We start from the raw sequence: 26,705 nt of genomic DNA, 5'->3' as shown, positions 1-26,705 counted from the left end.
ATTGCTTTCGTCGGTTTCAACGCTGACGGAAATGATGGATTCGCTTTCATGGTCATCGATCCGATCGCGGCTGGATCGGTTATCCGCTTCAGCGACAACGAATGGAACGGTCTGGCAATCGGGTCTGGCGGCGCCTTCAACACGGGCGAGGGCGGTCTGACGTGGACCAATGGCGGAAGCGAACTGGCCGCTGGAACGATCGTCGAATTCCTCAATACCTCTTCCTCCACCACGCGCACTGTGAATATCGGTAGCGTTTCCGGCGGCACGATCGCGCTCGGCAATTCGGACGAGGCGATCTACGCCTTTGTCGGCACCTCCGAGAGCGTGCCGACCACTTTTCTGACGGCGGTCACGAATACAAATGGCGGCTTCACCACCGCGACCGGCAGCGGGCTGCTCGGCGGTACCGGGCTCACCGCCGGCGCGACGGCGCTGGTGCTGCCCCTGACTGACGGCGCCGATGTCGCCGTGTTCGACCCGATCCTCGGCGGAAGTTCGTTCGCATCCCGCGCCGCCGCCCTCATCGCGCTCAATACGACTGCGAACTTTGTCGCGCAGAGCGGCAGTGGCAGCCAGGAAGCCGATGGAACTGCGCCGGACGCACCGTTTCTCACCGACCCGCAGTCTCCGATCGCAGGCGTGACCTTTACGATCGGGTCCGGCACGCCACCGCAGACGGTTGCGTTTGCGGCCAACTCAGTCTCCGTCTCTCACGCAGAAGGAAACTCGGGAACCACAACCTTTACCTTTAATGTAGAGCGCACCGGCGGCACCGCCGGCGACGTCAGCTTCAGCGGCCAGTTGACTTCGGCAGTGGCCAACGCGACGGATTTCAATGGTGCGGTCGCCGTGCCGTTCGCATTCAACGGGACGATACCGGCGGGCCAGGCTTCGGCGACCGTGACGATCCTGATCAATGGCGACACCGCCGTCGAAGCGGACGAGAATTTCACGCTCACCTTGCAAACAGCGTCGAACAGCGATGGCGCGGTTCCGACTTCGCTTGGAACGCAGGTCGCGGCGACCGGGACGATTCAGAACGACGATGCCGCCGGGCCTGGAAACGTGATCGAAGGTATCACGATCCTCGACCAGGCGCCGTCGCTGCAGGGCGATGTTGTGACCCCTGTGGCCACCAATGCCGTCCAACTCGTGCGGCTGGGCAATTATGTGCCTGCCGCGGGCACCAACGCCGAAGTGGTTTCGTTCGATCCTTCAACCGGCCGCGCCTATGTCCTCAACACCATCGGCAACAAGATCGATGTCGTTGCAATCGATGCGACCGGTGCCGCAAGTTTGGTGTCGTCGATCGACCTGACCGCGCTCGACGGCTTTGGCGGGGCCAACTCGGTCGCGATCAAGAATGGAATTCTGGCCGTGGCCTATGCGAGCGATCAACCGGGCGCTGACGGCTCCGTTGCATTGTTCGACGCCAACGGCACGCTCATCAAGGCAGTGGAAGTGGGAACTGGTCCCGACCAGGTGGTGTTCACCGCCGACGGCTCGAAGCTGCTGGTTGCCAACGAGGGTGAGCCGACTTCGGTCACATTGCCCGGCGGCGGCTCGCAACTGATCAACCCCGAGGGCAGCGTATCCATCATCGATCTGTCCGGCGGCGCGGCAAGCGCTGCGGTTTCAGCGACGATTTCTTTCGACCTGCTCGATGGTTACGAGGCAGCGTTGAAGCAGGCTGGCATAGCGCTGTTGACCGGCCAGACGGCATCGGCGGACATCGAGCCGGAATACATCTCGGTGTCGCCGGACGGCACGCGCGCTTACGTCACGCTGCAGGAAGTCAACGCGGTCGCCGTGATCGATCTGACCGATCCGGCTGCGACCAAGCCGCTCGCAATCCTGCCGCTCGGCGGCGTCGATCGTAATCTGGCCGGCAATACGTTCGATGCCAGCGACCGGGACGGTCCGTCGAACGGTCAGGCCATCGATCTCCGCAACGCCGATGTCATCAGCCTGCTGCAGCCGGATGCGATCGCCAGCTTCAAGGTCGGCAGCGATACCTACTTCGTTACCGCCAACGAGGGCGACGCCCGTGTGGCACTCGACGACGAGGCCACGCTGGCGGAACAGAGCGGCGGCGTATTCACCATCGACCTCGATGATGCCGCGTATCCCAATGAAGCCGCGATGCGGGCCAACGCCGAACTCGGCCGCCTGCGAATCCGCAGGGATCTCGGCGACATCGATGGCGACGGGGACATCGACCAGATCTACGCCTATGGCGGTCGCAGCCTGTCGATCTTCAAGCAAAATGCCGACGGCACCATCACCAAGGTGCGCGACACCGGCGGTGAGTTCGAGGCGATTATCGCGCGGGATTTTGCCACCCGGTTCAACATCGACACCTCCGAAGGCGGCGGCTTCGATACCCGGTCCGACAACAAGGGGCCGGAGCCGGAGGGCGTGGATATCGGCGTCATCAACGGGCGGACCTATGCGTTCGTCAGCTTGGAGCGCGCCGGCGGCGTGATGATCTACGATATCACCGATCCCGCCAACGCGTCATTTGTAGGGTACAACCCGCCGGCAGCGGGCGAAGGCAATGCGCCCGAAGTGACCAAGTTCATCAGCGCCGAGGATTCGCCGACCGGAACGGCCCTCGTGCTGACCGCCAACGAAGGCAATTCGTCGGGGAACGCCTTTAGCGGCTCGGGCCTGACCGTCTACGCGGCCTTGCCGCAGGGTTATTCCCAGGAGGTCCGTGTCGCGTCGTCCTCGACCAGCGTAACGCAGGTCGAAGGCGACAGCGGCACCACCGCCTTCACCTTCACCATCGAGCGCACCAACGGCACCATCGGCTCGGTCGACGTGACGCTGCAATTGGCGGCGGGCGCCAGCAATGGCGCCAATGCGCAGGATTTCGCCGGCACAACGGGCCTGCCGAGCAGCGTTACGGTCACCATTCCGGCTGGCCAGGCATCGGCCACCGTGACGATCAACGTCGCCGGCGATGCGACGTTTGAAGCCAACGAGAACTTTACGGTCACCATCACCAATGCGACCACGACGCAGCAGGGCATCACCGCCGCGGTCAGCGCCACCCAGTCCGTCGCGACCGGCACGATCCAGAACGACGACCTGATACACATCTACGACGTTCAGGGCGCGGGACATCGCTCGGCCTATGTCGGCCAGCTGGTGACCGTGCGCGGCATCGTCACCGCCATCGACGCCTCCGGCACCGAGAACGGCGGCAACAACCCGGTCGGCTATTACATTCAGGACGCTATCGGCGACGGCGACTACCGCACGTCGGACGGCGTGTTTGTTTTCCTGGGAACCGGCGCGGGCGTCACGATTCCCGCCGGCATCGTCGTTGGCGCGGAAGTCCAGTTGACGGCAACCGTCAGTGAGTTCGCCAGCACCAACCAGCTTTCGACGACGCAGCTCAATCCGGTGGCAGGCACGACCAGCATCGTATCCACCGGCAATGCGCTGCCGACCGCCGTGCGCGTCGGGGACGTCGACAATTTCGCGACCGGCCTCGAGCGCAAGCCTGCGCTGGTGTCGCTCGGCGACGATGATGTCGACACCGCGCCCCCGGCCGGCATCTACGACCCGGTCAATCAGGGATCGGATTTCTGGGAATCCCTGGAAGGTATGCGTGTCACGCTCGAAGACGTGCGCGTCACCAGTCCTTTCCGCTCGGCCTTTGATGAACAGTTCGTAACCCCGAACGTCGGCGCCAACTCCTCGACCAATCCGCGTGGCGGCCTGACGATCAGCGATACGACGCCGGGAACGACCCAGCCGGCCGACAAGGTGTTCGACTTCAATCCCGAGCGCATTCAGTTGGATGACGAGGCAGGCGTGGCGCTGCCGACAGGCTTTCAGACCGGCGATCGCCTAGGCGACGTGACCGGCGTCGTCAACTACGCCAACGGCCAGTATGAGGTGAATACGACCGAGGCCTATGGTCCGGTGACGACTGCGAACCTCGAGAAGGAAACCACCACCATCGAGGCGAACCTGGACCGGATCCGCGTTGCGACCTTCAACGTCGAGAACCTGACGCCGGTGGGTCAACCGGTGGATGGCGTGCCGACGCCGGCAAGCAAGTTCGCCGGCCTTGCGGCGGCCATCGTCAACAACCTGAAGACGCCAGAGATCATTGCGCTCCAGGAAGTGCTGGACAATGACGGGGCCACCAGCTCGGGCACCACGAGCGCCTCGGAGACGCTGTCGCAACTGATCGACGCTATCGTTGCCGCCGGCGGACCGCGCTACGTGGCAATCGATTCGCCGCCGATCGACAATATCGGCGGCATCCCGAACGGCAATCAGCGCGTCGCCTATCTGTATGACCCGCTTGCGGTTTCGCCGACCTCCCGCAATGGCCTGACCGACATTGTCACCGACGCCAACGGCGTGAAGGTGCAGCAGTTCGCCAGCGCCAACCAGATCGGGCAGGGCAATACCGACTTCACCGCCACGCGCAAATCGCTGCCGATGGAATGGTCGCCGGTGGGCTACACCGACGACCAGGGCGGTACGTTCTGGACCGTCAACAACCATCTGTCATCAAAGGGCGGCTCGACGCCGCTTTACACCACGCTGCTGGACTTGCCGCTCTATGCCGACCCGATCAACGGATCTTCGCAGCAGACCGGTACGTCGAGCGAGCGTGAAGGCCAGGCCGAAGCGATCAACGCCTTTGTCGATGGGCTGCTGGCAAACGGGTCTGCGACCGACGACCGTATCGTCGTGCTGGGTGACCTCAATGACTTCCAGTTCTTCCCGGTTGTCGATCTCGTGACGGGTCAGCTCGTTCGCACCACCGCCAGCCCGGATGGCACCCCGAGTGTCTTCACGCCCGGCACCGCGGTGCTTTCGGAGCTGATCAGCAAGCTTCCTGAAAACGAGCGCTATTCCTACAATTTCGACGGCAACGCACAGGCGCTGGATCACATCCTGGTGTCCAACAACCTGCTCGACAGTGCCCAGTTCGATATCGTGCACATCAATTCGGAGTTCATCGACCAGGTCTCCGATCACGATCCGTCGGTATCGTCGCTCGTGATGTCGCGTTCGGCTGCCATCGCAACCAATGGCAACGACCTGTTCGACCAGGCCGCCTACACCGCGAAGTTCGGCGTGCGCGGCAGCCTCAACGGCAATGACACGATCGACGGACTTGGGGGCGACGATCGCATCGCCGCCGGAAGCGGCAACGACTTCGTGGATGGCGGCGCCAACGGCGCGGTGGGCGACATTGCCGTGTTCACCGGCGCGCGAAGCAACTACACCGTCACCGTGGAGGCCGGCTCGTTTGTCATCACCGACAACCGCACCGGATTGTCAGACGGCACCGATATCATCACGAACATTGAGCTATTCGAATTCGCGGATCGTACATTCACGGCCGCCGAGTTGGCTGATGTGACGGGTCCCGTGCTCACAGCGGCGTCCCCTGCCGACAACGCGGCCGACGTCGCCGCCGGCAACAACATCGTGCTGACGTTCAACGAAGCCGTTGCCGCAGGTACCGGGAACATCGTCATCAGCAACGGCGCGGGCGACACCCGCACCATCGCGATCGGCGACGCCTCGCAGGTCACCATCTCCGGCAACACCGTCACCATCAATCCGACCGCCGAGCTGGCGGCCGGCGCCAGCTATGACGTCACGCTGGCCTCGGGCGTGATCACCGACATCGCCGGCAATGCGTTCGGCGGTATCGCGCAGAACGAACTCGACTTCACCATCGCGGCACCGCAGACCTACCGGTTGCAATTGCTGCACTTCTCGGACGGCGAAGCCAGCCTGCTGGCGACCAAGACCGCGAAGAATCTCGCTGCCCTCGTGGACGCCTTCGAGGACGACTACGCCAACACCCTGGTGGTCTCCGGCGGCGACAACTTCCTCGCTGGTCCATTCCTTTCTGCGGGTACCGACCCGTCCGTCCGCGCCGCGATCAACGCCGCATCGGGCTCGACCATTGCTGCGGGCGTCAACGTGCCGATTGCAGCCGCCGACATCTCCATTCTGAACGCGATCGGCGTCGAGGCCTCGACCATCGGCAACCACGAGTTCGACCTCGGGTCACGCGTCCTGCGCGATTCGTTCACGCCCGGCAGCGTTGCCGGCTATTCCGGTGCGAACTTCGTCTACCTGTCATCGAATCTCGACTTCTCGGGCGACGCCGACCTCAACCCGCGCTTCACCAATACGGTGGGCAACGGAACGGGGACGCTGACCCAGGAAGCCAATACGTTGAAGGGCCGGATTGCGCCGGCTGTGGTGATCACGGAGGGCACCGAGAAGATCGGCCTGGTTGGTGCGACCACGCAGTTGATCGAATCGATCTCCTCGCCGACCGGCACCGAGGTAAAGGGGTTCCCCACCGGTCCCGGCGCCAACGGCGAAGTCAACGACATGGTGCTGCTCGCAGCCCAGCTGCAGCCGATCATCGACGAACTCATCGCCGAGGGCGTCAACAAGATCATCGTTCAGTCGCATCTGCAGCAGATTCAGAACGAGAAGCTGCTGGCAACGCTGCTGAGGGGCGTGGACATCATCCTGTCGGCTGGCTCGGACACGCGCCTTGCCGATGCCGACGACGAACTGGTCGCGTTCCCGGGCCATAGCCCGATCGCCGCCGACACCTACCCGCTGGTCACCACGGGCGCTGACGGCGGTACCACGCTGATCGTCAACACCGACAGCGAGTACACCTATCTCGGTCGACTGGTCGTCGACTTCGACAGCCAGGGCCGGGTCGTTCTCCCGAGCCTCACGGCAAACCAGTCGATCAACGGTGCGTACGCCTCGACGGCCGAGAACGTGGCGGAAGCGTTCAACACTACGGTCGACAACCTCGAAAATACCGCGTTCGCAGATGGTACCCGCGGCGACAAGGTCCGTGACGTCACCGACGCCGTTCAATCCGTCATCAACGTCAAGGACGGTAACCTGTTCGGGTTCTCCAGCGTCTACCTTGAGGGTGAGCGCGCCATCATCCGTAACGAGGAAACCAACCTCGGAGACGTCTCGGCCGACGCGAACGCGGATGCCTTGCGCGATGCGATCGGCGACGTCCCGTTCGTGATCTCGCTCAAGAACGGCGGCGGGATCCGATCGTCGATCGGTACGGTGTCCGATCCCGATCCGATCACCGGCGCGATCACCAAGCTGCCGACTGAAGCCAATCCGGACGCCAACAAGCCGAGCGGTGCGATCTCGCAGCTCGATATCGAAAACTCGCTGCGCTTTGACAACAAGCTGATGGCGTTCGACACCACCGTGCAGGGCCTGCTCAACCTCCTCAACTGGGGTGCGGGCCTCGGTCCGAACAATGGCGGCTTCCCGCAGATTGGCGGCGTCGCGTACTCCTACGATCCGACTCGGCCGGGCAACGTTGGCACCACGCCTGGTTCCCGCATTCGCGACCTTTCCCTGATCGACGAGGACGGCAATGTCATCGTCAAGCTGGTCGATAATGGCGTCATTTTGCCGGATGTCCCCTCGGTCATCACGGTGGTGACATTGAACTTCACCGCCAATGGCGGCGACGGCTATCCAACCAAGGCAAATGGCGAGAATTTCCGCTATCTGCTCGCGGATGGCACGCTGTCGGCCCCGGTGGACGAGGCGCTCGACTTCACCTCCGCGGCCGGGTTTGCCGGAGGCGGAACCACCGCAGCCAGCGTATTGGGCGAGCAGAAGGCGTTTTCGGACTATATTTCCGAAAACTTCGGCACCCCGGCGACGGCCTACGACACGATCGATACCCCGCAGTCGGGTGACCTTCGCATCCAGAACCAGGCGGTTCGTACCGACACCGTGCTCGACGCTCAGGCCGTGACCCTTAACGGCGGAACCGGCGACGATCGTCTCAATGGTTCGGCGCTGGACGACGTGCTGACCGGCAACGGCGGCAACGACACGCTGTTCGGCTATGGCGGCAACGACCTGTTGCGCGGTGGTGGCGGCAACGACAAGCTTTACGGCGGACCGGGCCGCGACACCCTGCTCGGCGGATCCGGTGACGATCTGCTCGACGGCGGCGAGCAGAACGATCAGCTCGAAGGCGGCCGCGGCGCTGACGCGCTGGCGGGCGGTGCGGGTTCGGATCAATACTCCTACGAGTTGGGAGACGGCTCCGACACCATTACCGAGAAGTCCGCGACGCCTGCCGACACCGACGAACTGGTGTTCCAGGATCTGGTCGCCTCGAACGTCACGTTCCAGAAGCACGGCAACGACACTGAAATCCTGCTTGCCGATGGCGGCGTGATCACGCTGAAGGACCAGCAGGCTGGTGGTGGTGTGGAGAAGGTGGTCTTCGCCAACGGCCAGCAGCTCGACCGCGCCGGCATCGACGGGGCACAGGTCAATCGTGGCCCGCTGGCAGTGGACGATACGGCGGCGGCCCTCCTCGAAGACGCCGCGGCCTTCGTGATCGCGTTCGCCGATATTCTCGGCAACGATAGCGATGCCGATCTCGACTCGCTGTCGATCAGCGCCGTCTCCAATGTGGTCGGAGGGACTGTGGAGCTGGTCGCGGGCGGCGTGAAGTTCACCCCGGCGGCCAACTTCAGTGGCGCGGCGTCGTTCGAATACACGCTCAGCGACGGCCGTGGCGGTTCGGATACCGGCAAGGTCAGCTTCGTCGTCACGGCGGTGAACGATGCGCCGACGGTGACGTCTCCGGTGACGGCGAACACCAACGAGGACACCGTGCTGGTCGGTCAGGTCGCCGCCGGCGATGCGGATGGCAACGTGCTGACGTACCAGGCTGGACCCGCCCAGCACGGCACGGTGAGCGTCAATGCCCAGGGCCAGTACACCTACACGCCCACCCTGAACTACAACGGCACCGACAGCTTCAGCATCACGGTCAGCGACGGCATCGCACCGCCGGTCGACGTCGCGGTGAATGTGACGGTCGCGGCGGTGAACGACGCGCCGACAGTGACGTCGCCGGTGGCAGCCGGCACCAGCGAAGACACCGCGCTGGTTGGTCAGATCGCTGCTGGCGATGTGGATGGCAATACGCTTAGCTTCCAGGCCGGCGCCGCTCAGCACGGCACGGTGAGCGTGAATGCGCAGGGCCAGTATATCTACACGCCGCAGCTGAACTACAACGGCGACGATAGCTTCACGATCAAGGTCAGCGACGGCATCGCGCCGCCGGTCGACGCTGTCGTGAACGTAACTGTCGCTGCGGTGAACGATGCGCCGGTCACCGTGAACGACGTCGCCACCGCCGGTGAAAACCAGTCGAAGGCGTTCGCCCTGACGGCAAACGACACCGATGTCGAGGATGGTGTTCCGCCGACCCTGACGGCCTTCGAGGTGACGGGAGTGTCGGGCATCAACCTGAGCAACGCGAGCGCCCAGTCGGCCTTCTCGATCAATCAGAGTGGCCAACTGCATTTCAACCCCGGCAACCTGTTCGACGGTTTGAACAATGGCGAAAATGCCAGCGTCACGATCCGTTATACGGCGCAGGACTCCGCCCACGCTTCGTCGACCGGCATATTCACGCTGACGGTCGCCGGCGAGACGGATGCGAACGTGATCAACGGCACCAACGGCGCCAACCTGCTGTTTGGCACCGGGGGCGTCGATCTGATCAATGCGCGCGGCTCGGCCGACTTCGTCTTCGCCGAAGGCGGCGACGACATCGTCAACGCCGGCGACGGCAATGACTTTGTGTCCGGCGGTGCCGGCAAGGACATTCTGCGCGGCGAAGCCGGCCGCGACAGCCTGTCCGGCGACAATGGAAACGACACGCTGGTCGGCGGACAGGGCAACGATCTGCTCTATGGCGGCCAGGGCAACGACACCTTCGTGTTCCAGCGCGGGGACGGACGCGACACCGTGTTCGACTTCAAGTCCGGTGCGGGCTCCGATGACGTCATCCAACTCGATGCCGCGGCGTTCGCCGACTTCAATGCGCTGATGCAGTCGGGCGCGGTGACGAACACCCTGATCGGTGCCGAGATCGAGTATGCCGACGGGTCCAGCATCACGGTGGTCGGCGTCAGCAAGAATACGCTCACGGTGGACGACTTCCGCTTCGCCTGACGTCCAGGCTGGCTTGACCGTATGAATTGGGGGGCACGTGCGCCCCCCAATTGTCTTGTCAGATATCTGTAACAAATCTCGGCTACGGCCAAGGCCGGACGAGTGAGCGCACCCAGTGACAGTCAGCCGGCAACCATCCGGAAATGCCCGCAGCGAGCTCAGCGCCGCGCTTGCGCGTTGCCGGTCGGCCTTTATTGCCATCGCCGGATTCAGCGCGATCCTGAATATTCTTGCGCTGACCGGCTCCATGTTCATGATGGAGGTCTACGACCGGGTGCTGCCGAGCCGGAGCGTGCCGACGCTGGTCGGCCTGCTCGTTCTGGTGCTCGTTCTCTACTTGTTTCAGGGATTGCTGGACGCCCTGCGCGGCAGGCTGCTGGTCCGGATCGGCATCCGTCTCGACCAGGAAATGTCGAATCGCGTCTATGCGACGGTGATGCGCCTGCCGATCCAAGCGCCCAAGCGTGGCGAATCGATCCACCCGCTGCGTGACCTGGATACCGTCCGCAGCTATCTGTCCGGCCCCGGACCGACGGCGTTCTTTGACCTGCCCTGGGTGCCGCTCTATCTCGCGATCTGTTTCGCCTTCCATTTTTGGATCGGCGTCACCGTGCTGGCCGGCGCATTGGTGCTGGTTTCGCTGACGCTGCTGTCGGAATTGCTTGCCAAGCAATCGTCACTCGATGCCAACCGCATCGGCAACCAGCGCGCCCGGCTGGCAGAGACCAGCCGTCGAAATGCGGAGGCATTGACGGCGCTCGGCATGACCGGCCGGATTTCCGGTCGCTGGCAGTTGCTGAACCGCAAATTCCTCTCCGGGCATGCGCAGTCGAGCGATCTCGCCGCGGGCCTCGGAGCCATGGGACGGACATTCCGGATGATGCTGCAGTCCGGGGTGCTGGCCGTCGGCGCCTACCTCGTTATCAACCAGCAGGCCACCGCGGGCGTCATCATCGCATCGTCGATCCTGTCGGCGCGGGCACTTGCCCCGGTCGATCTGGCGATTTCGCACTGGCGCAGCTTCGTCGGCGCGCGGCAGGCGCGCGAGCGCCTGAACAAGCTGCTCATGCTGCTGCCGGAACTGCGCAGTCCTACCTCGCTGCCAAGGCCGCAACGCAGCCTCGCGGTTGACAATATCAGCGCAGCGCCGCCGGACGTGCAGCGGGCCGTGGTGCACGAGGTGACGTTTGCGCTGAAGGCCGGCAACGGGCTCGGGGTGATCGGGCCGAGCGCATCGGGGAAATCGTCGCTGGCCCGGGTCCTTGTCGGCCTGTGGCCGCCTGCGCGCGGCACCGTCCGGCTCGACGGTGCGACGCTGGACCAATGGGTTCCCGACGAACTCGGGCGCCACGTCGGCTATCTCCCGCAGGACGTCGAACTGATCGAAGGGACGGTTGCGGAGAACATCTCGCGATTCGATCCCGACGCCACGCCGGATGCGATCATCGCAGCCGCGAAGGCGGCCGGCGTCAACGAACTCGTGCTTGCGCTGCCGCAAGGCTACGATACCGAGATCGGCGAGCAGGGTTCGGCGTTGTCGGCCGGGCAGCAACAGCGCATCGCGCTGGCGCGCGCGCTTTACGGCGATCCATTTCTCGTCGTGCTGGACGAACCGAACTCCAATCTCGACGTCGAGGGCGACGAAGCGCTGACCCAGGCCATTCTCGGCGCGCGGGCACGGGGGGCGATCGTGGTCGTGGTCGCGCACCGTCCGAGCGCATTATCGGGGGTCGATCACGTGCTTGCGATGAACGGTGGGCGCCAGCAGGCCTTCGGCCCCAAGGACGAGGTGCTGGCCAAGGTGCTGCGCCGCGATCCCGTCGTCAGTGCGTCCAAGATTGTTCAAGCGGTCAAGGGATAGCGCATGCCGGATCGGGACTTGTTCGACGCGCGTCCGTCCATCCGACGCCATATCGTGTTTGGGCTGGCAGCGGTCATGCTCGTTGCCGGGGGCGTCGGCGGTTGGGCCACCACCACCGAGATTTCCGGCGCGCTGATCGCGCCGGGAAGCGTCGTCGTCGAATCCAACGCCAAGAAAGTTCAGCATCCGACCGGTGGCGTGGTCGGCGAAATCGCGGTCAGCAGCGGGATGAATGTATCGGCCGGCGACATCCTGGTCCGTCTCGATGAGACCATGACGCGGGCAAACCTCAAGATCGTATCGAGGACGCTCGATGAAATGACGACACGGCGCGCGCGGTTGCGGGCCGAACGCGACGGCGCATCGGAAATGTCATGGCCGTCGGCGTTCAACGACCGGCGACAGGATGAAGGCATCGTCGAGTTGATGGCCGATGAACGGCGCCTGTTTGAGCTGCGCAGCACTACTCGGTTGGGCCAGAAGCGGCAGTTGCGCGAACGGATCGCCCAGCTCCAGGAGGAGGCCAACGGGATCATGGCCCAGCAGGCGGCGAAATCCCGGGAACTGATTCTGGTCAACAACGAACTGGAAGGTGTTCGCGAGCTCTGGTCAAAGCAGCTCATTCAGATGAACCGGCTCACCGCACTGGAACGCGAAGCCGCGCGGCTCGACGGAGAACGCGCGCAGCTGATCGCGGCGGCGGCGCAGGGGCGGGGCAAGATATCGGAGATCGAACTTCAGATCACCCAGATCGATCGCGAACTGGCGAGCGAAGTCGGGCGTGAGCTGCGCGAGATCGACGGCAAGGCCGGCGAATATGCCGAGCGCAAGGTGGCGGCCGAAGACCAGTTGCGGCGCATTGACATCCGCGCCCCAATCTCGGGCACCGTGCACGAACTGAACGTCCACACGGTGGGCGGCGTCATCAGCGCGGGCGAGCAGTTGATGCTGATCGTGCCGGCTTCCGAACGCTTGTCGGTGGAGGTGCGGGTCTCGCCACAGGACATCGATCAGGTGCGGGTCGGCCAAACTGCCGCGCTGCGGTTTTCCGCTTTCAACCAGCGTAGCACGCCCGAGATCAACGGATCGGTCAGCCGGGTATCGGCCGACGTTACGACGGAGCAACGCACCGGTGTGACTTATTACACCGCGCGCATCGCCATCGGTCCCGATGAACTCGCGCGCCTCGGCGATGTCAGGCTCTTGCCCGGTATGCCCGTCGAAGCGTTCATCAAGACCGCCGAGCGGACGGTCGGCTCGTATCTCACCAAGCCGCTGTTCGACCAGGTTGCCCGCGCATTTCGCGAACGGTAGTGCCGTCCGGGTTCTGCACTTGCGCACCGGCGTCACATAACGATCATCAAAGGGCGCTTAACATTGGCTCTCGATGGCGAACAATGACGCCAATTGGCCGGGCATTCGGAAGCGCGCGTGATGTTGGACCGGCTGCGTGGTGGGCCGCATGATCCCAGGGACGAACGGGCCTGGCCTTCGTTGATCGGAGTCCTGGTCCGCAATCTGTCGCGCTCTCGCTGGACTGGGCGGCCGGCGCTCGGCCTGCTGATGTTCGCTGGCGGCGTGCTGGCCGGGGTGGTCGAACCTCTGCAGGCCGGCAGGACGATATCGATCGCGACTGCCGAAGAGGCCGCGACAGTGTTGACGACGACAGCCCACACCACGTTCGACATTCCATCGCAGCCGCTTGCGACGGCGCTGCGCGCCTACAGCGCCGTTGCCAAGGTCGCGGTTCTTGTCGATGGAGAACTGACGGCCGGACGTCAATCGGCCCCGGTCAGTGGTGTGTTCTCTCACGAAGGCGCTTTGCGCAGCCTGCTTGCGGGAACGGGCCTGACTGCCCGCTATGCCAACCCCGCCGCCTTTACCCTCGTTCCTGTGCCGGCGGTTCCGCAGAGCGGCAGTCGCGAGTACAGCCGCTACTTTCTCGCCGTTCAAACGGCGCTCAGGCGGGTGCTGTGCCAGAACGAGGAGACGAGGCCCGACCGTTACAGGATGGCGCTGCAGTTGTGGATCGACCGGTCGGGCAGCGTTGAAAGGTCCGAGTTTCTCAGTTCGACGGGGATTCGGGGCCGGGATGCGATCATCTCCGACGGACTGAAAAAGCTCGTGATCGAGATGTCGCAACCGGCGGGCCTCCCGCAGCCTGTCACCGTCGTGGTTGCTCCGCGGGCGCTCGGCCTGGACACGGAATGTGCTTCCCGCGTCACCGGCTCGCAACGGTGACCTGATGGAGGAAACCAGTCAGGCCACGCTGCGCTCGCTTCTGGTCAGCAGCTACGATGAACTCAGGAAGCGGCTGTCGCGGCGCCTTGGCTCGGAGGATTTCGCCAACGAGGTTTTGCACGAAACCTATCTGCGCGTGGCCCGCATGAACACCGTCGCCGTCGTGCAGGATCCGCGGGCCTATCTGTATCGGATTGCGCTTAACCTCGCAGCGGATCACTGCCAGATTGACAGCCGCCGTCTCGGCCGATCCGAAATCGAGGCGCTTCGGCATATCGCCGATGGCGCGCTCGACCCGGCCCGGATCGCCGAGGGGCGCCGTGACATCGAGGCGCTCGAACGCGCGCTCAACGAGTTACCGGCCCGTCGCCGGGCAATTTTCATCGCATCGCGCCTTGAGGAAGCGCCGCACCGGGAAATCGCGTCCCGCTTCGGCATCTCAACCCGGATGGTCGAAAAGGAACTGAAGCGGGCGCTTGAACATTGCGGTGAGCGGCTGGAAAGAAAGATCGTCAGGCGGTTCGGTCCGCGCTCCGAGGAACAGTCATAGGAGTGCAGGTGTCCTATTCGCAATCCGTCGAGCCCGAGAAGCAGCGAAAGACATGATCGCGTCCGACCGCCCACCGAACGATCCGGTCGGCCTCCGCGACGAGGCGGAGGCGTGGCTGCTGCGTCTGACGTCAGGGGCCGCGACCGAGCGCGATGCGGCAGCGTTCAGGCAATGGTGCCTGCAAAGCACCGCGCATGCCGTGACCTTCGCCGAGGTCAATCTGTTATGGGACCGCAGCCACGCCGCCGCCAGGAATATCGCGAGCGTCGGCGCGCAGCGGGCCGTGGCGGCGCAGCACGCCAGTTCGGGGCGTCGATTGGGACGGCGCGCGTTTCTGGGGAGCGCCGTGGCCGCCTCCGCCGCAGCGGCCATGGTCGTCTATCCGCCGCTGCGGCTCTGGCCGTCGCTGCCCGAACTGACCGCCGACTATCGAACCACGATCGGCGAACAGCGTCGCATCGCGATCGCCGACGATACGTCGGTCAATCTGAACATTCAGAGCAGCCTGTCGATCCGCTCAACCGGTGGCGACGAAGCCGTCGAACTGGTCGCCGGAGAAGCCGCAGTTCTGACCCAGTCACCCGTCAGGCCGTTCGTGGTGATCGCTGGCGATGGCAGGACGATCGCGAGCCGTGCCCACTTCAACGTTCGGCACGACAGGTCCGACGTATGCGTGACCTGCCTCGATGGCGAGGTTCGCGTCGAACAGGGTGGGAACGTCGCCACGCTTCGCCAACGGCAACAGGTGCTCTATGGCAGCCGTGGCCTGGACGAGGTCGTCACGGTCGATCCCGTGGTGGTGACGGCGTGGCAAGAGGGGATGCTGGTCTTCCGCAATGAATCGCTCGACCGCGTGATCGAAGAAGTCAATCGTTACCGGCCCGGCAAGATCGTCCTGATGAACCGGCGCCTCGGTCGCCGCTCGGTCGAGGCCAGCTTCCAGATCGACCGGCTCGACGACATCATCGCGCTCGTCCGGGATGCGTATGACGCAAAGGTGACACGGCTGCCGGGCGGTATCGTGTTGTTGAGCTGAAAGCTCAGGATCTGCCTCCGCCAAAGCTCTCCAGATTTTTTTTCAGTGACGCGGTTCGGTCTTGCGGAGCGCGGACTGTCTTAGGTGTCGATGGGGCAACAACCCGTCGCCCGCCCTCGGAAGACTGAAAATCAGGGGTTACCATGTCAGCACGTGTCACCGGCAGCCGGATACTCGGATCGTCCCGGAATTGGTGGCGCCTGGCGCTGCTGACGAGTGTCAGCGCCGTGGCGCTGGTCGCCGGCGGCGAGCACGCCGCCGGCCGCAGCCTGCAGGCAGGTGCGACGAACTCCGCGCCTGTCGCACCGCTGGTGCAGGCTCCCAGTTGGCAGGCGACGCAGGCCGCGCGGCAGGCCCAGAATGCGCTCGCGCGCGCCGCGCAATCGGTTCGCGCTTTGAGGGCCACCCAGGACGCCGCGCGCGCCGCGGCGGTCGCTGCCTCAAGCAATGTGCCCAATGGCATCGGCGGGGGCGGACTCCAGGTCGCGCCCGGCGTGGGCAGTGATCCGAGCCTGTGGCAAGGAGCCAATTTGCCGAAGGACGAAAATGTCGGCGGCCGCACGCGGGTCGAGATCAAGCAAACCCAGCAAAAGGCGATCCTGACCTGGAACAGCTTCAACGTCGGGCGCGAGACCGATCTCTATTTCAACCAGACCGCCGGCGGCGCCAATGCCAGCCAGTGGATCGCACTCAATCGCGTCCTCGATCCGGGCCTTGCCCCGAGCCGCATCCTCGGCACCATCAAGGCCGAGGGGCAGGTCTACGTCATCAACAGGAACGGCATCGTCTTCGGCGGGTCCAGCCAAGTCAACGTCAATACGTTCGTCGCGTCTAGCCTCAGCCTGTCCAACGAGCAGTACACGAAGGGCATCGCGACGCTGCTGCAGATCGAGATCGGCGGCAGCAATGGCTACGCGCTGCCGACATTCGGCGAGCACGCACCCAACGAAGTGGTTCGAGGCTATACGCCGGGCTACGTCCCGGGAACAGTATCCGTGGAAGCCGGTGCTGCGATCATGGCGCAACCGGGCGGCAAGGTCATGATGTTCGGCAGTTCTGTTCGCAATGGCGGGCAGATCCAGGCGCAGGATGGACAGGTCATCCTCGGCGCCGGCGAGCAGGTCTACCTCGCGGCCAATCCCGCGGTGCGCGGTCTCGACATCGTCACGTCGGCGGTCCCGGAACAACTTCTTGACGGCAAGTCGTCGTACACGTCGGACACGCCGGCGGTGCTGGCGCGGCTCAACGCCCGCGCCGAGGCGCTCGGCTTCCGCGTCGTCAACGACGGTTCAATCATCGCCGAGCGCGGCAACATCACCCTCCATGCCCGCAACGTCGACCAGAACGGCGAACTCTCCGCCACCACCGCGCTCAACAATCGCAGCGGTTCGATCCGCCTGCAGGCCTGGGATGGCGGCACCTCGCAGATCTGCAGCGACTCCTGCGCAGTCGGCTTGACCAACCTGTTCTCCGGCACCCTGACGCTTGGCGCCGGTAGCACGACGTCCGTCGTCCCGGATGCCACCGATGCCTCGCAGATCGAGCAGTCCGCGCTCTTGACCCGCTATGAGAAGAGCCTGGTGGAACTTCGCGGCAAGCTGATCGACATCGAGGACGCTGCCAGCATCATCGTGCCGGCCGGCAAGATCAGCGTCGTGGCGGCGACCAATCCGCGGCTTTCCGGGGAAGGATTCGGTGCCGGCCTCGATACGGCCGGCGACGGCAGCCGGATCTACATCGGCAACGATGCGCTGCTTTCGACCGCCGGGCTGCTGGATGTGTTCGTGCCGATGGAGCGCAACAGCGTCACGGTCGAACTGATGATCAACGAGTTGCAGGACTCTCCGCTGCTGCGCGAGAGCTTCTTGCGCGGCCAGCGCGAGATCTATGTGGATCGCCGCGCAACCGGGCGGTTCGCCGACGGTCCGATGGCGAGCGTCCAGTGGTTCAGTGAGCCCGGTCTCTGGTATGGCTCGCCGCTGGCCAACCTGTCGGGCTGGCTGAATAACACCAAGACCGATCTGGCGACGCTTTCAACGGTCGGCGGCGAGATATTCATCAAGGCCGGCGGCGACGTGATTACCCGGACCGGGTCGATGCTCGACGTGTCGGGCGGCTCGATCCACTATGAAGGCGGCATTGTCCGGACCACCAGGCTGATCGGGGCGGACGGCCGCCTCTACGACATGAGCCGCGCCAGCCCTGATCGCATCTATGTTGGAATTGCCAAAGGCTTCACCGTTACCCACGAGCGTTGGGGGGTAACCGAAACCTATTCCGGCCTCAGCCGCGATCGCTATGAAGCCGGTTATACCGAGGGCCAGGCTGCGGGCTCGGCGAAGATCTACGCCGGCCGTGCCTTCGCGCTCGACGGCGCCGTGCGTGGCGACGTGGTCGTCGGTGAACGTCAGCGGGAGAGCAATCCCAAGGCCGGAAGCCTGCAAGTCGGCGGCAACTCCGATCCCGAGCGGCCCTATTCGCCGGGCACGCTGCTGATTTCGGCGAGCGCTCCTCAACTGGCGGAAAACTTCACGGCCGCGTCGGCGCTCGGATCTGCGTATTTCAGCAACAATCAGAGTCATGTCACGTTGAGGCCGGATTTCCTCAGCGGTTCGGGCCTCGCCGGGATCACCCTGCTGACGGAGTACCAAAGCACGGTTGCGGCCGACGCCGACATCGAGATGCGTCCCGGCGCCACGCTCGTGGTCAACGGCAAGGACCTGGTGATCGATGGGCGCGTGCGGATTGCCGGCGGAGCGTTGCGCACGAGCGCCCTGACATCGAGCCTCGGGGCGCATGCGGTGATCGACCTGAGCGGCGCCTGGGTCAACGACGTCCTGGACCCGGTTCTGGCCTCGAATATCGTCACGCGTGGCGGAACGGTCGAACTGTACAATCTGCATGTGGCGCGCGGCGCCGTCATCGACGTCTCGGGTGGCGGCTGGGTGAAGTCCACCGGCCGAGGGCGCGGCGTGTCGCGGATCGTCGCAGGCAATGCCGGTTCGGTGACGATCGGCGCCGGCGTCGGTTTTGATTTTGATAGTCTCGACATGCGTGCCCATGCAGCCGCCTCGGGCGGCTCGCTGCGGATTGTGCCGCCGGGGCAGATCACGACAATTGCCAGCAATGCTGCCGCTCCCAATATCCAGGTCGGCGGCACGCGACCGACCGCGGCCGATACGCTCTATCTTCCGGCAACGCTGTTCGGCGATCGCGGTTTCTCGCAGATCGCGTTGGACGGCCGCAACATCGAGATTCCCGACAATGTCGTGGTCGCGCCGGTCGCCGTCGGCGTGGAACTGGATTACGCCGCTGCCGCGAGGCTTGCTTCCGGCGCCCGCATCACCGACGCCGGGCGCGTCAAGGTGCTGAATCCGGAGGAGCGGATCGCGCGCACGCCGGCGGCGATCACGCTGATCGCGAGTGGCCTCAAGCTGCTCGGTGATGGCAACGTGCGGATCGGCGCCGGCGCCGTGTTGCGCGGCGATACCAAGGCCGTTATCAACCTGCGACCGGTGAACCGGCTCACGGTGGCGGGAACCATCGATGCACCGGCAGGCACGATCAATCTGGACGGCGCGGAAGTCCTGCTTCAGCCGCAGGCGAGGCTGCAGGCCCGGGGTGCGGCGGTGGTCAGCCTCGACCACCAGCAGAACCGCGTCGGGGTGGTGCTGGGCGGCGGTCAGATCACGGTCGCCGGCGATCATCTCGTGCTGTCGGAAGGTTCGCTGTTCGACGTGTCCGGAACGTCGGCCGTGCTCGATCTGCCGTCCGAAGTCGCGGGCCCCATGCGCGGCGAGGGGAAGACAAAGTGGGTTCCAGCCTCGATCGCCAGCGATGCCGGTTCGATCTCGATCTCGTCGCGCAGCTACGGCGTCATCGCCTCGACTTATGTCGGCCTGCCGGGCGGACCGAAAGCGGCCGGCGGTCGTCTCACCATCACGGCGGAGTCCAACCAGGTATCGCGTGAGGCGTTCCTGAGCTACCTCACGGAGTTGGCCAGCTTCATCGGCGGATCGACCTGGCAGGACGCGCTCAACATCAACTGGGACGATTTCATCGGCTTTGGCGTGCCGCTGATCATCACGCAGGAGATGGTCAACGCGGTCCAGCCTTCGTTCCTCACGGTGCAGGACGGGCACATCGCGCGGTTGCCCTCAAGCGATCCGCTGGCAGAACTCGGGCTTACCGCCGAACAGTTGCAATACTTCAATGATGGCCTTGCTCTCGACTTCGCCGGACTGGTTCGTCCCGCCGAAACCATCGTCACGGTGGCGGGCCTCAAGGGCGGCGGCTTCGACCATGTCGCGATGTCGGCGCCGGGCAAGCTCGTCTTCGATGGTGCCGTGACGCTCGAAGCACGCGCGTCGATCACGCTCGGCGCCTCCCAGTTCAACAAGAGCAATGGCGACTCGGCGCTCATCAGGGCCAACTACGTCAGCATCGGCGGCGCCGAGACCGCGCCGGCGGTTGCGGCGTCGCTCGCCGGCCGCCTCGAGGTCGATGCCGGCTACATCGTCGTCGGCGGTCTGGTGTCGAACGGCATCGCCGAGACCGTGTTGCGCAGCCGCAGCGATATGCGGGTCGACGGCTTGGTGCATGCCGACGGCAATCTCACGCTTCAGGCCGCGCAGCTCTATCCGAGTTCGGGCGTCAATGCGAAAATAGAGTCGCCCGTCAAGGTGACGATCCTCGGTAACGGACCGAGCCGCGCGCCGCTCTCGGCCGGCGGAAAATTGACCATCGAAGCCCCGATCATCGAGCAGTTCGGCACGTTGCGCGCCCCGACCGGTGAATTGACGCTGCGCGCCAGCCAGCAACTGGTGCTCGGCGAGGGCAGCCTGACATCGGTATCGGCCGAAGGCGCGATCGTGCCGTATGGTTACACCAGGAATGGCGACGCCTGGTATTATCTGGACACGGCGCCGCTCGTCGCGCCGCCGGAAAAGCGCATGGTGCTGGACGCACCATCGGTCGAACTGCGGACGGGCGCGGTCGTCGATATTTCCGGCGGCGGCGATCTCTATGCCAGCGAATTCGTGGCCGGCCCCGGCGGATCGCGCGATCTTCTGGTTCAGCCAGGCGCGTTTGCGATCATGCCGGGCTACGGTTCGCCGGTGGCGCCGTTCGACGCTGTCGGCAATGGTGTCGGCGTCGGCAGCACCATCTACCTGAACGGCGGCAACGGAATTGCCGCCGGATATTACACGCTGCTGCCGGCGAGCTACGCCCTGCTGCCGGGAGCCTATCTGGTTTCGGCGTTCGGTGCCGCCAGCTCGACCGGCCAGACGGCGAGCGCCGTGCTCGCCGACGGCAGCCTGATCATGGGCGGGCGCCTCGGCGACGCCTTGTCCGGCTCGCAGGCGCAACTGGATCGCACCTGGCGGGTGATGCCGGGATCGACGGTCCGATCCTACAGCGAATATCTCGAGAATACGGCGAACGCCTTCTTCACTTCCGAGAAGTTCAAGCTGTCGCAATATCGCGAACAGGGCAGGGAGATAACGGTCACGCCGCGTCTACCGATCGACGGCGGCACGCTGGCGCTGAAAGCGCAGCAGGACCTGCTGCTCGACGGCACGCTGCGTTCGCAGGCCGCGTCTGGCGGCCGTGGCGGACTTGTCGACATTGCCGCGCAAAAGATTGCCGTCGTCGGTGCGGCCCAGGACGGGGCTTCCTTGCGTGCGCAGGGCTATCTCGTCATCGACTCCACGTCGTTGTCCGGGTTCGGCGCAGCCAGCCTGCTGCTCGGCGGCACGCGCAGCGGCGACATCAACGGCGTCCGCGTCGACGTCACCGCAACCGACATCGTCATTCGCAACGACGAAGCCCACGCGCTGGTCGGCTCGGAGATTGTGCTCGCGGCGCAGGACCGCTTGACGGTCGAGGACGGCAGCATGATCGCCGCCGAGGGGTCGCTTCAGGCCGACCGTGGCGATCTGCTGATCACGCCGCGTGTGGCGAAAACCACCGATACGCGAGGCACCCCGGATCCGAGCGATGACATCATTACGCCGGCCCGCGACTGGGGGGCACTGCTGCGGGTGTCGAACGGCGCGGCGGTGGCGATCCGGCGCGAGGGCGCCGAATCGAGCAGCGGCGTGCTGACGATCGGAGCCGGCGTGGTCCTGCGCGGCGGGGCCTCGCTGACGCTGGATGCGACCAAAGACACGACCGTGGCGTCGACGGCCCGCTTGTCCGGCACCGACGTGTCGATTGCGAGCGGCCGCATCGGCATCGGCGGCGGCAGCACCGGCCTGATCATCAGCGCCGGCACGCTCGCCGATCTCGCGGCAACGCAGCGCCTGGCGCTGGTCAGCTATTCGACGATCGACTTCTACAACGGCGTTCGTATCGCCAGCGGGACACTGGAGCGACTGACGCTCGATGCGGCCGCGCTGGTCGGCTATGGCTCCGGCGATGTCGTGCTCGAAGGCAGGCAGATTCAGTTCGTCAACAACGGCCGCGCCTTTACCGAGCCGACCGGCGCCGGAACCGGCACGCTCAGCATCGCCAGCGACGAACTGGTGTTGGGGGCCGGCGAGAAGAGCCTGCGCGGTTTCACGAGCGCGAACCTCGAAGGTCGCACACAGATATTGGGGCAGGGCACCGGCGGGATCGAGGCCGGCGCCGCAAGCCTGACCCTCGTCACGCCCATGATGACCGGTGTGGGCGGTGCGCGACAATCCATCCGCACCACCGGCGCCTTGGCCCTGACCGGCGCCGGTAACGGCGCCGCAAGCAACGACAGCCTCGGCTCGCGCTTCGACCTTGTCGGCGGTACGGTCGTGATCGCCGGCAATATCGGCGTACTCGGCGGCACCGTCACCGCGACGGCGACCGCGGGCGACGTGAACGTCTCCGGCGGCGGCAACATCGACGTCGGCGGCATCCGCAAGGAGTTCTTCGATATCGATCAGTTCGGTGCCGCCGGACGCGTTGCATTGACCTCGCTCGCCGGATCGGTGCGGGTGCAGGCCGGCGCGAGGATCAATGTTGCGGCCCATGCCGAAGGCGGCGATGCCGGTCATCTCGACGTGGCGGCGACCGCCGGAACCTTTGACCTCGCCGGCGCGATCGCGGGCGGTTCCTCCGCGGGAGGTCAGAGCGGTTCGTTCAGTCTCGATGCGGCGACGGTGCCGGATTTCGCTGCCTTGAGCCAGCAGCTCAATGGCGCAGGGTTCTTCGAGGCCCGTGCCTTCCGCGTCCGCACCGGCGATGTCGTGCTCGGCGGATTGACGCAGGCGCGGCAATTCAGCCTGCAGGCCGATCAAGGCTCAGTGACGATCGCGGGCACCATCGACGCGTCGAGCAGCCGCGGCGGGCGGATCGAGATCAGTGCCAGGCAGAACCTGACGATGCTCGCAGGGGCCGAGCTTCTTGCGCGCAGTACCGGCGAATTCGGTTCCAGCCGGGTGCTACTGGAGACGCAAGGGGAGGCCGGCGGAAAGCTGTCGATCCAGGGCGGTATCATCGACGTCAGCGGTCCGGAGGGCGGCCGGGTCGTGTTTCGCGCACCGCAAATCAACGGCGGCGTCGACGTGGCGATCGACGTGCTGGGCGCGCAAATCATCGGCTCTCGCGAGAGCCTGATCGAGGGCTTCCGCGTTTATGACAGCGCGACAACCGAAGCCGTACGCGCGCAGGCCGTCGCCGATGCGCTGGCCTTTGCAGGTCACTCGGTTGCGATCCAGAGCCGGCTCGGCCGCTCCGATGTGGCGGTCGCGCCCGGCATCGAGATCCGCAGCGCCGGCGACCTCACCGTCGACGGCAGCTGGAATCTGTTCGGAGATTTCCCGACGGTTCGGCAGGGGGGCCTGACGCTGCGCGCGGCCGGCGATCTCATCATCGCCAGCAATCTGAGCGACGGCTTCTCCGCGGCCGATCCCAGCGGGGTGCTGCAGGATGGACTGTCCTGGAGCCTGCGGCTGGTCGCGGGTGCGGACCTAGGTTCGGCGAGCGCGCTCGGCGTGACGCCGCGTGAAGTGCTGGGCACGCGCGGGTCGATCATCGTTGGCGACAGCAACGTACCGGCGCTGGTGCGCACCGGCACCGGCGATATTGATGTCCGCGCCGCCCACGGACTTACGCTGTCTCACCGGGCCTCGGTGATCTACACCGCAGGCAGCCTCGATACGACCGCGCTGGCTGATTTCACCCCGCGCGCGGGGGCCTACTACGCCCGCCACGGCGGCGACCTGCGCATCGAAGTCGGCGGCGATATCGTCAGCGTTCCTTCCGAGCAACTCGTTACCGAGTGGCTGTGGCGATGGGGCGCGCTCGAAGAGGCCAACCAGGCCTTCTTCGCGCCCGGCGACCAGCCGACCTGGTGGGTGCAGCATGATCGCTTCCAGCAGGGCGTCGGTGTGCTCGGCGGCGGCGACGTAACGGTCAGCGCCGGCGGAAAAATCTCCAGTCTGTCGGTCGTGCAACCGACCATGGGCAGAGTTCAGGGCGGACGAACCAGCACCGAGGCCCGCACGCTGGTGGTGCAGAACGGCGGCCTCATGAACGTGACGGCCGGCGGCGATATCAGCGGCGGCCTATTCTACTCCGCGCGCGGCGAGGCAAACATCGCGGCTGCATCCTTCAGCGTCGGACGAACCATCAAGTACACGTCCAACGCCAGTCTGCCGGATGATTTTTCGCTCTATCAGATCGCGCCGATCCTGGCGCTCGGCGATACCGTCATGACCGTATCGAGCGCGGGGTCGATGACGATCCAGACCGCGCTGGAGCCGCTGATGGCCCGGATCGACAATGCCAACAAGGGCGGAGACTACAGGTATCCAAAGTGGATCACCTACACGGACCGGACCGCGCTCAACCTGCTTTCGACCAGCGGCGACATTACGCTCGTCAACCAGGCTACCTGGCTGTTCGACCGGGTCGGTTACGAGAGTGTTCCGCGGGCCCTGTTGGGTGCAATCTACCCGAGCCAGGTGGTGATTGCGGCGCTTAATGGCTCCGTCGTCAGTTTGAACGGGCGTGGCGCCAGCAGCGGACTGGGGCTCGTGATGACGCCCGGGCACAACAGCAACCTGCTGCTGGCGGCTGAGCGCGATGTGTTGTTCTCCGATATCATCGAGTCGCGACTGCCGCTGACGTTGCTGCCGCGACCGACGGCGCCTTATGCGCCCGACGACATCAAGAGCTTCTTGCGAAACGGCGGCGGCAATTTTTTCAGTATCTATGTCAGCGCGCTGCTCAATCCGGATGTCCTCGACCTTGTCGACGACTATCAGCCGACACGGATCTACGCCAGAACCGGCTCAATCGAGCACCCCTACGCCAGGGCGGGGGAAAGTGTCCATTTTGCGGTGCCGCGCATTGCCACCCTCCACAGCAACGAGCAGGTCTTTTTGCGGGCGGGGCGCGATATTCGCGGCGTCGATCTCGACATCCGCAACAACCATCTGACCGATGTCTCGCTGCTGGAAGCCGGAAACGACTTCCTCATGACCCGCGGCGGGGGCCCCGAAGCTGGCCGGATCAGCGTTCGTGGTCCAGGTGCGATCGTGATCCAGGCCGGGCGCGACGTCTATTTCGAGAGGACCGGATTCACCTTCCAGGGCTATATCGAGACCACCGGTAATTACCTTTCCACCAATTTCGATCAGAGCATCGTCACGGAAAAGGGTTTGCCGCCGGGCGGCGCCGACATCGTCATCCTGGCCGGCATCAAGCAGCAACCGGACTACGCCGGCTTCATGGAGGCGTATCTCGACCCTGCAAATGTCGCGGCAATGCCGGACTATCTGCGCCGGGTGGGAGGTGCGCAGAATTCGCTGCTGCCGGTGCATTTCATTGACTGGGTCGATGAGCGGAACATCGCCCATAGCGGCCTGGTCAGTTTCGTCGTGGCCAAGACCGGAAATGCGACGCTGCGAACCGCATCGGCGGATGAGGTCTGGCAGGCCTTCCTCGCTCTGCCGCCGCTGACCCAGGAGGTTTTTGTCCGCACCGTCCTGGCTTACGAAATTCGCGAAACCAACCGCGCCAATGCCGGCCTGGCGCTCAGCGAGCAGAACCATGCTCGCGGCTATGACGCGATCGCGAAACTGTTCCCTGGCGACAACTGGAACGGCAGCATCGTCAACACCAATGCGAGGATCGAAACCACCCGGGGCGGCGACGTCTCGATGTTCGTTCCCGGCGGCGGGGTGCAGGTCGCGGCCCTTGGCGTCACGGTCCCGGAAGGCTCGGGCATCCTGACCGGAGCGGGCGGCAACATCAACATCGTCAGCCGTGAAAGCGTGGTGGTGAACCGCTCGCGCGTGCTGACCTTCGAGGGCGGCGATGTGATCATCGGAACGCCCGAGGGCGACATCGACTCCGGCCGCGGCGCCAAGACCAGCCGGTCGGCGAAGGCGCCGGAAATCTTCATCGACGTCGATGGCAACGTCACCGTCCGCGAGCGCGCGGACAAGACCGGCAGCGGTATCGGCACGGTGCAGAGCTTCGAGAGCGTCAGGCCGGGCGATCTCGACTTGTGGGCGCCGCGCGGCATCGTCAACGCCGGAGACGCCGGCATCCGCGTCAGCGGCAACCTCTATATCGTGGCAGTCCAGGTGATCGGTGCCGCGAACATCGACGTCAAGGGCGAGGTCAAGGGCGTCCCGCAGGAGAGCCAGACGGTGACGCTCAAGGCAGACGGCAATCAGGACAAGGCGGCATCCGATGCGGTCAAGGACGCGACGCAGGGGCGCAACGAGGACCGGCCTTCGATCATCATCGTGGAAGTGCTCGGTTATGGCGGCGCCAGCGAGCCGGCCGAAACCAAGCCCCGTCCTGACGACACCGAAGAACGGCGCAGCCAGGATCCGAGCAGCGCCGTTCAGGTGATCGGTGCCGGCCCGTTGACCGACCGGCAAAAACAATCCCTGACCGAAGAGGAAAAACGCAAGCTCGCTGAAAGGTGATCGACCTGCTCGACGTCGCTCGCGGTCGCACGCGACGTGAATTGA

At 65.0% G+C, this 26,705-nt stretch carries 7 protein-coding genes; all 7 read left to right on the top strand.

The features are described 5' to 3' along the window. Positions 1–48 precede the first annotated feature (48 nt). The 7 genes from QUH67_RS21265 (at position 49) to QUH67_RS21235 (ending at position 26,660) form a co-directional block, all read left to right on the top strand. Positions 49–10,050 carry a choice-of-anchor I family protein gene (locus QUH67_RS21265; protein WP_300940953.1) on the top strand — a complete coding sequence of 3,334 codons (10,002 nt, stop codon included), beginning with the start codon at positions 49–51 and terminating at the stop codon, positions 10,048–10,050. 115 nt (positions 10,051–10,165) lie between these two features. Continuing rightward, on the top strand, positions 10,166–11,911 hold the full coding sequence (locus tag QUH67_RS21260; protein ID WP_300940951.1) for a type I secretion system permease/ATPase: 1,746 nt from the start codon (positions 10,166–10,168) through the stop codon (positions 11,909–11,911). Positions 11,912–11,914: 3 nt separating this feature from the next. Beyond that, positions 11,915–13,225, top strand: coding sequence for an HlyD family type I secretion periplasmic adaptor subunit (locus tag QUH67_RS21255; protein WP_300940950.1), 1,311 nt, complete (start codon positions 11,915–11,917; stop codon positions 13,223–13,225). Positions 13,226–13,345: 120 nt separating this feature from the next. Continuing rightward, the gene (locus tag QUH67_RS21250) at positions 13,346–14,152 is read left to right on the top strand and encodes an STN domain-containing protein (protein WP_300940948.1); all 807 of its coding nucleotides are present in this window, start codon (positions 13,346–13,348) and stop codon (positions 14,150–14,152) included. A 4-nt stretch (positions 14,153–14,156) separates the two neighbouring features. Continuing rightward, entirely contained in the window at positions 14,157–14,702 is a 546-nt protein-coding gene (locus QUH67_RS21245) for an RNA polymerase sigma factor (protein ID WP_300940946.1), read from the top strand. Between the two features lie 52 nt (positions 14,703–14,754). Further along, the gene (locus tag QUH67_RS21240) at positions 14,755–15,738 is read left to right on the top strand and encodes a FecR family protein (RefSeq protein WP_300940945.1); all 984 of its coding nucleotides are present in this window, start codon (positions 14,755–14,757) and stop codon (positions 15,736–15,738) included. Positions 15,739–15,881: 143 nt separating this feature from the next. After that, a complete protein-coding gene (locus QUH67_RS21235) occupies positions 15,882–26,660 on the top strand; it encodes a filamentous haemagglutinin family protein (protein ID WP_300940944.1) in 10,779 nt (3,592 codons plus the stop codon). Positions 26,661–26,705: the final 45 nt, after the last annotated feature.

This window comes from Bradyrhizobium roseum, assembly GCF_030413175.1.
GTDB classification, from domain to species: Bacteria; Pseudomonadota; Alphaproteobacteria; order Rhizobiales; family Xanthobacteraceae; genus Bradyrhizobium; species Bradyrhizobium roseum.
The sequence above is the reverse complement of the archived record's forward strand: the minus strand, read 5'-3'. Positions and strand labels throughout refer to the sequence as shown.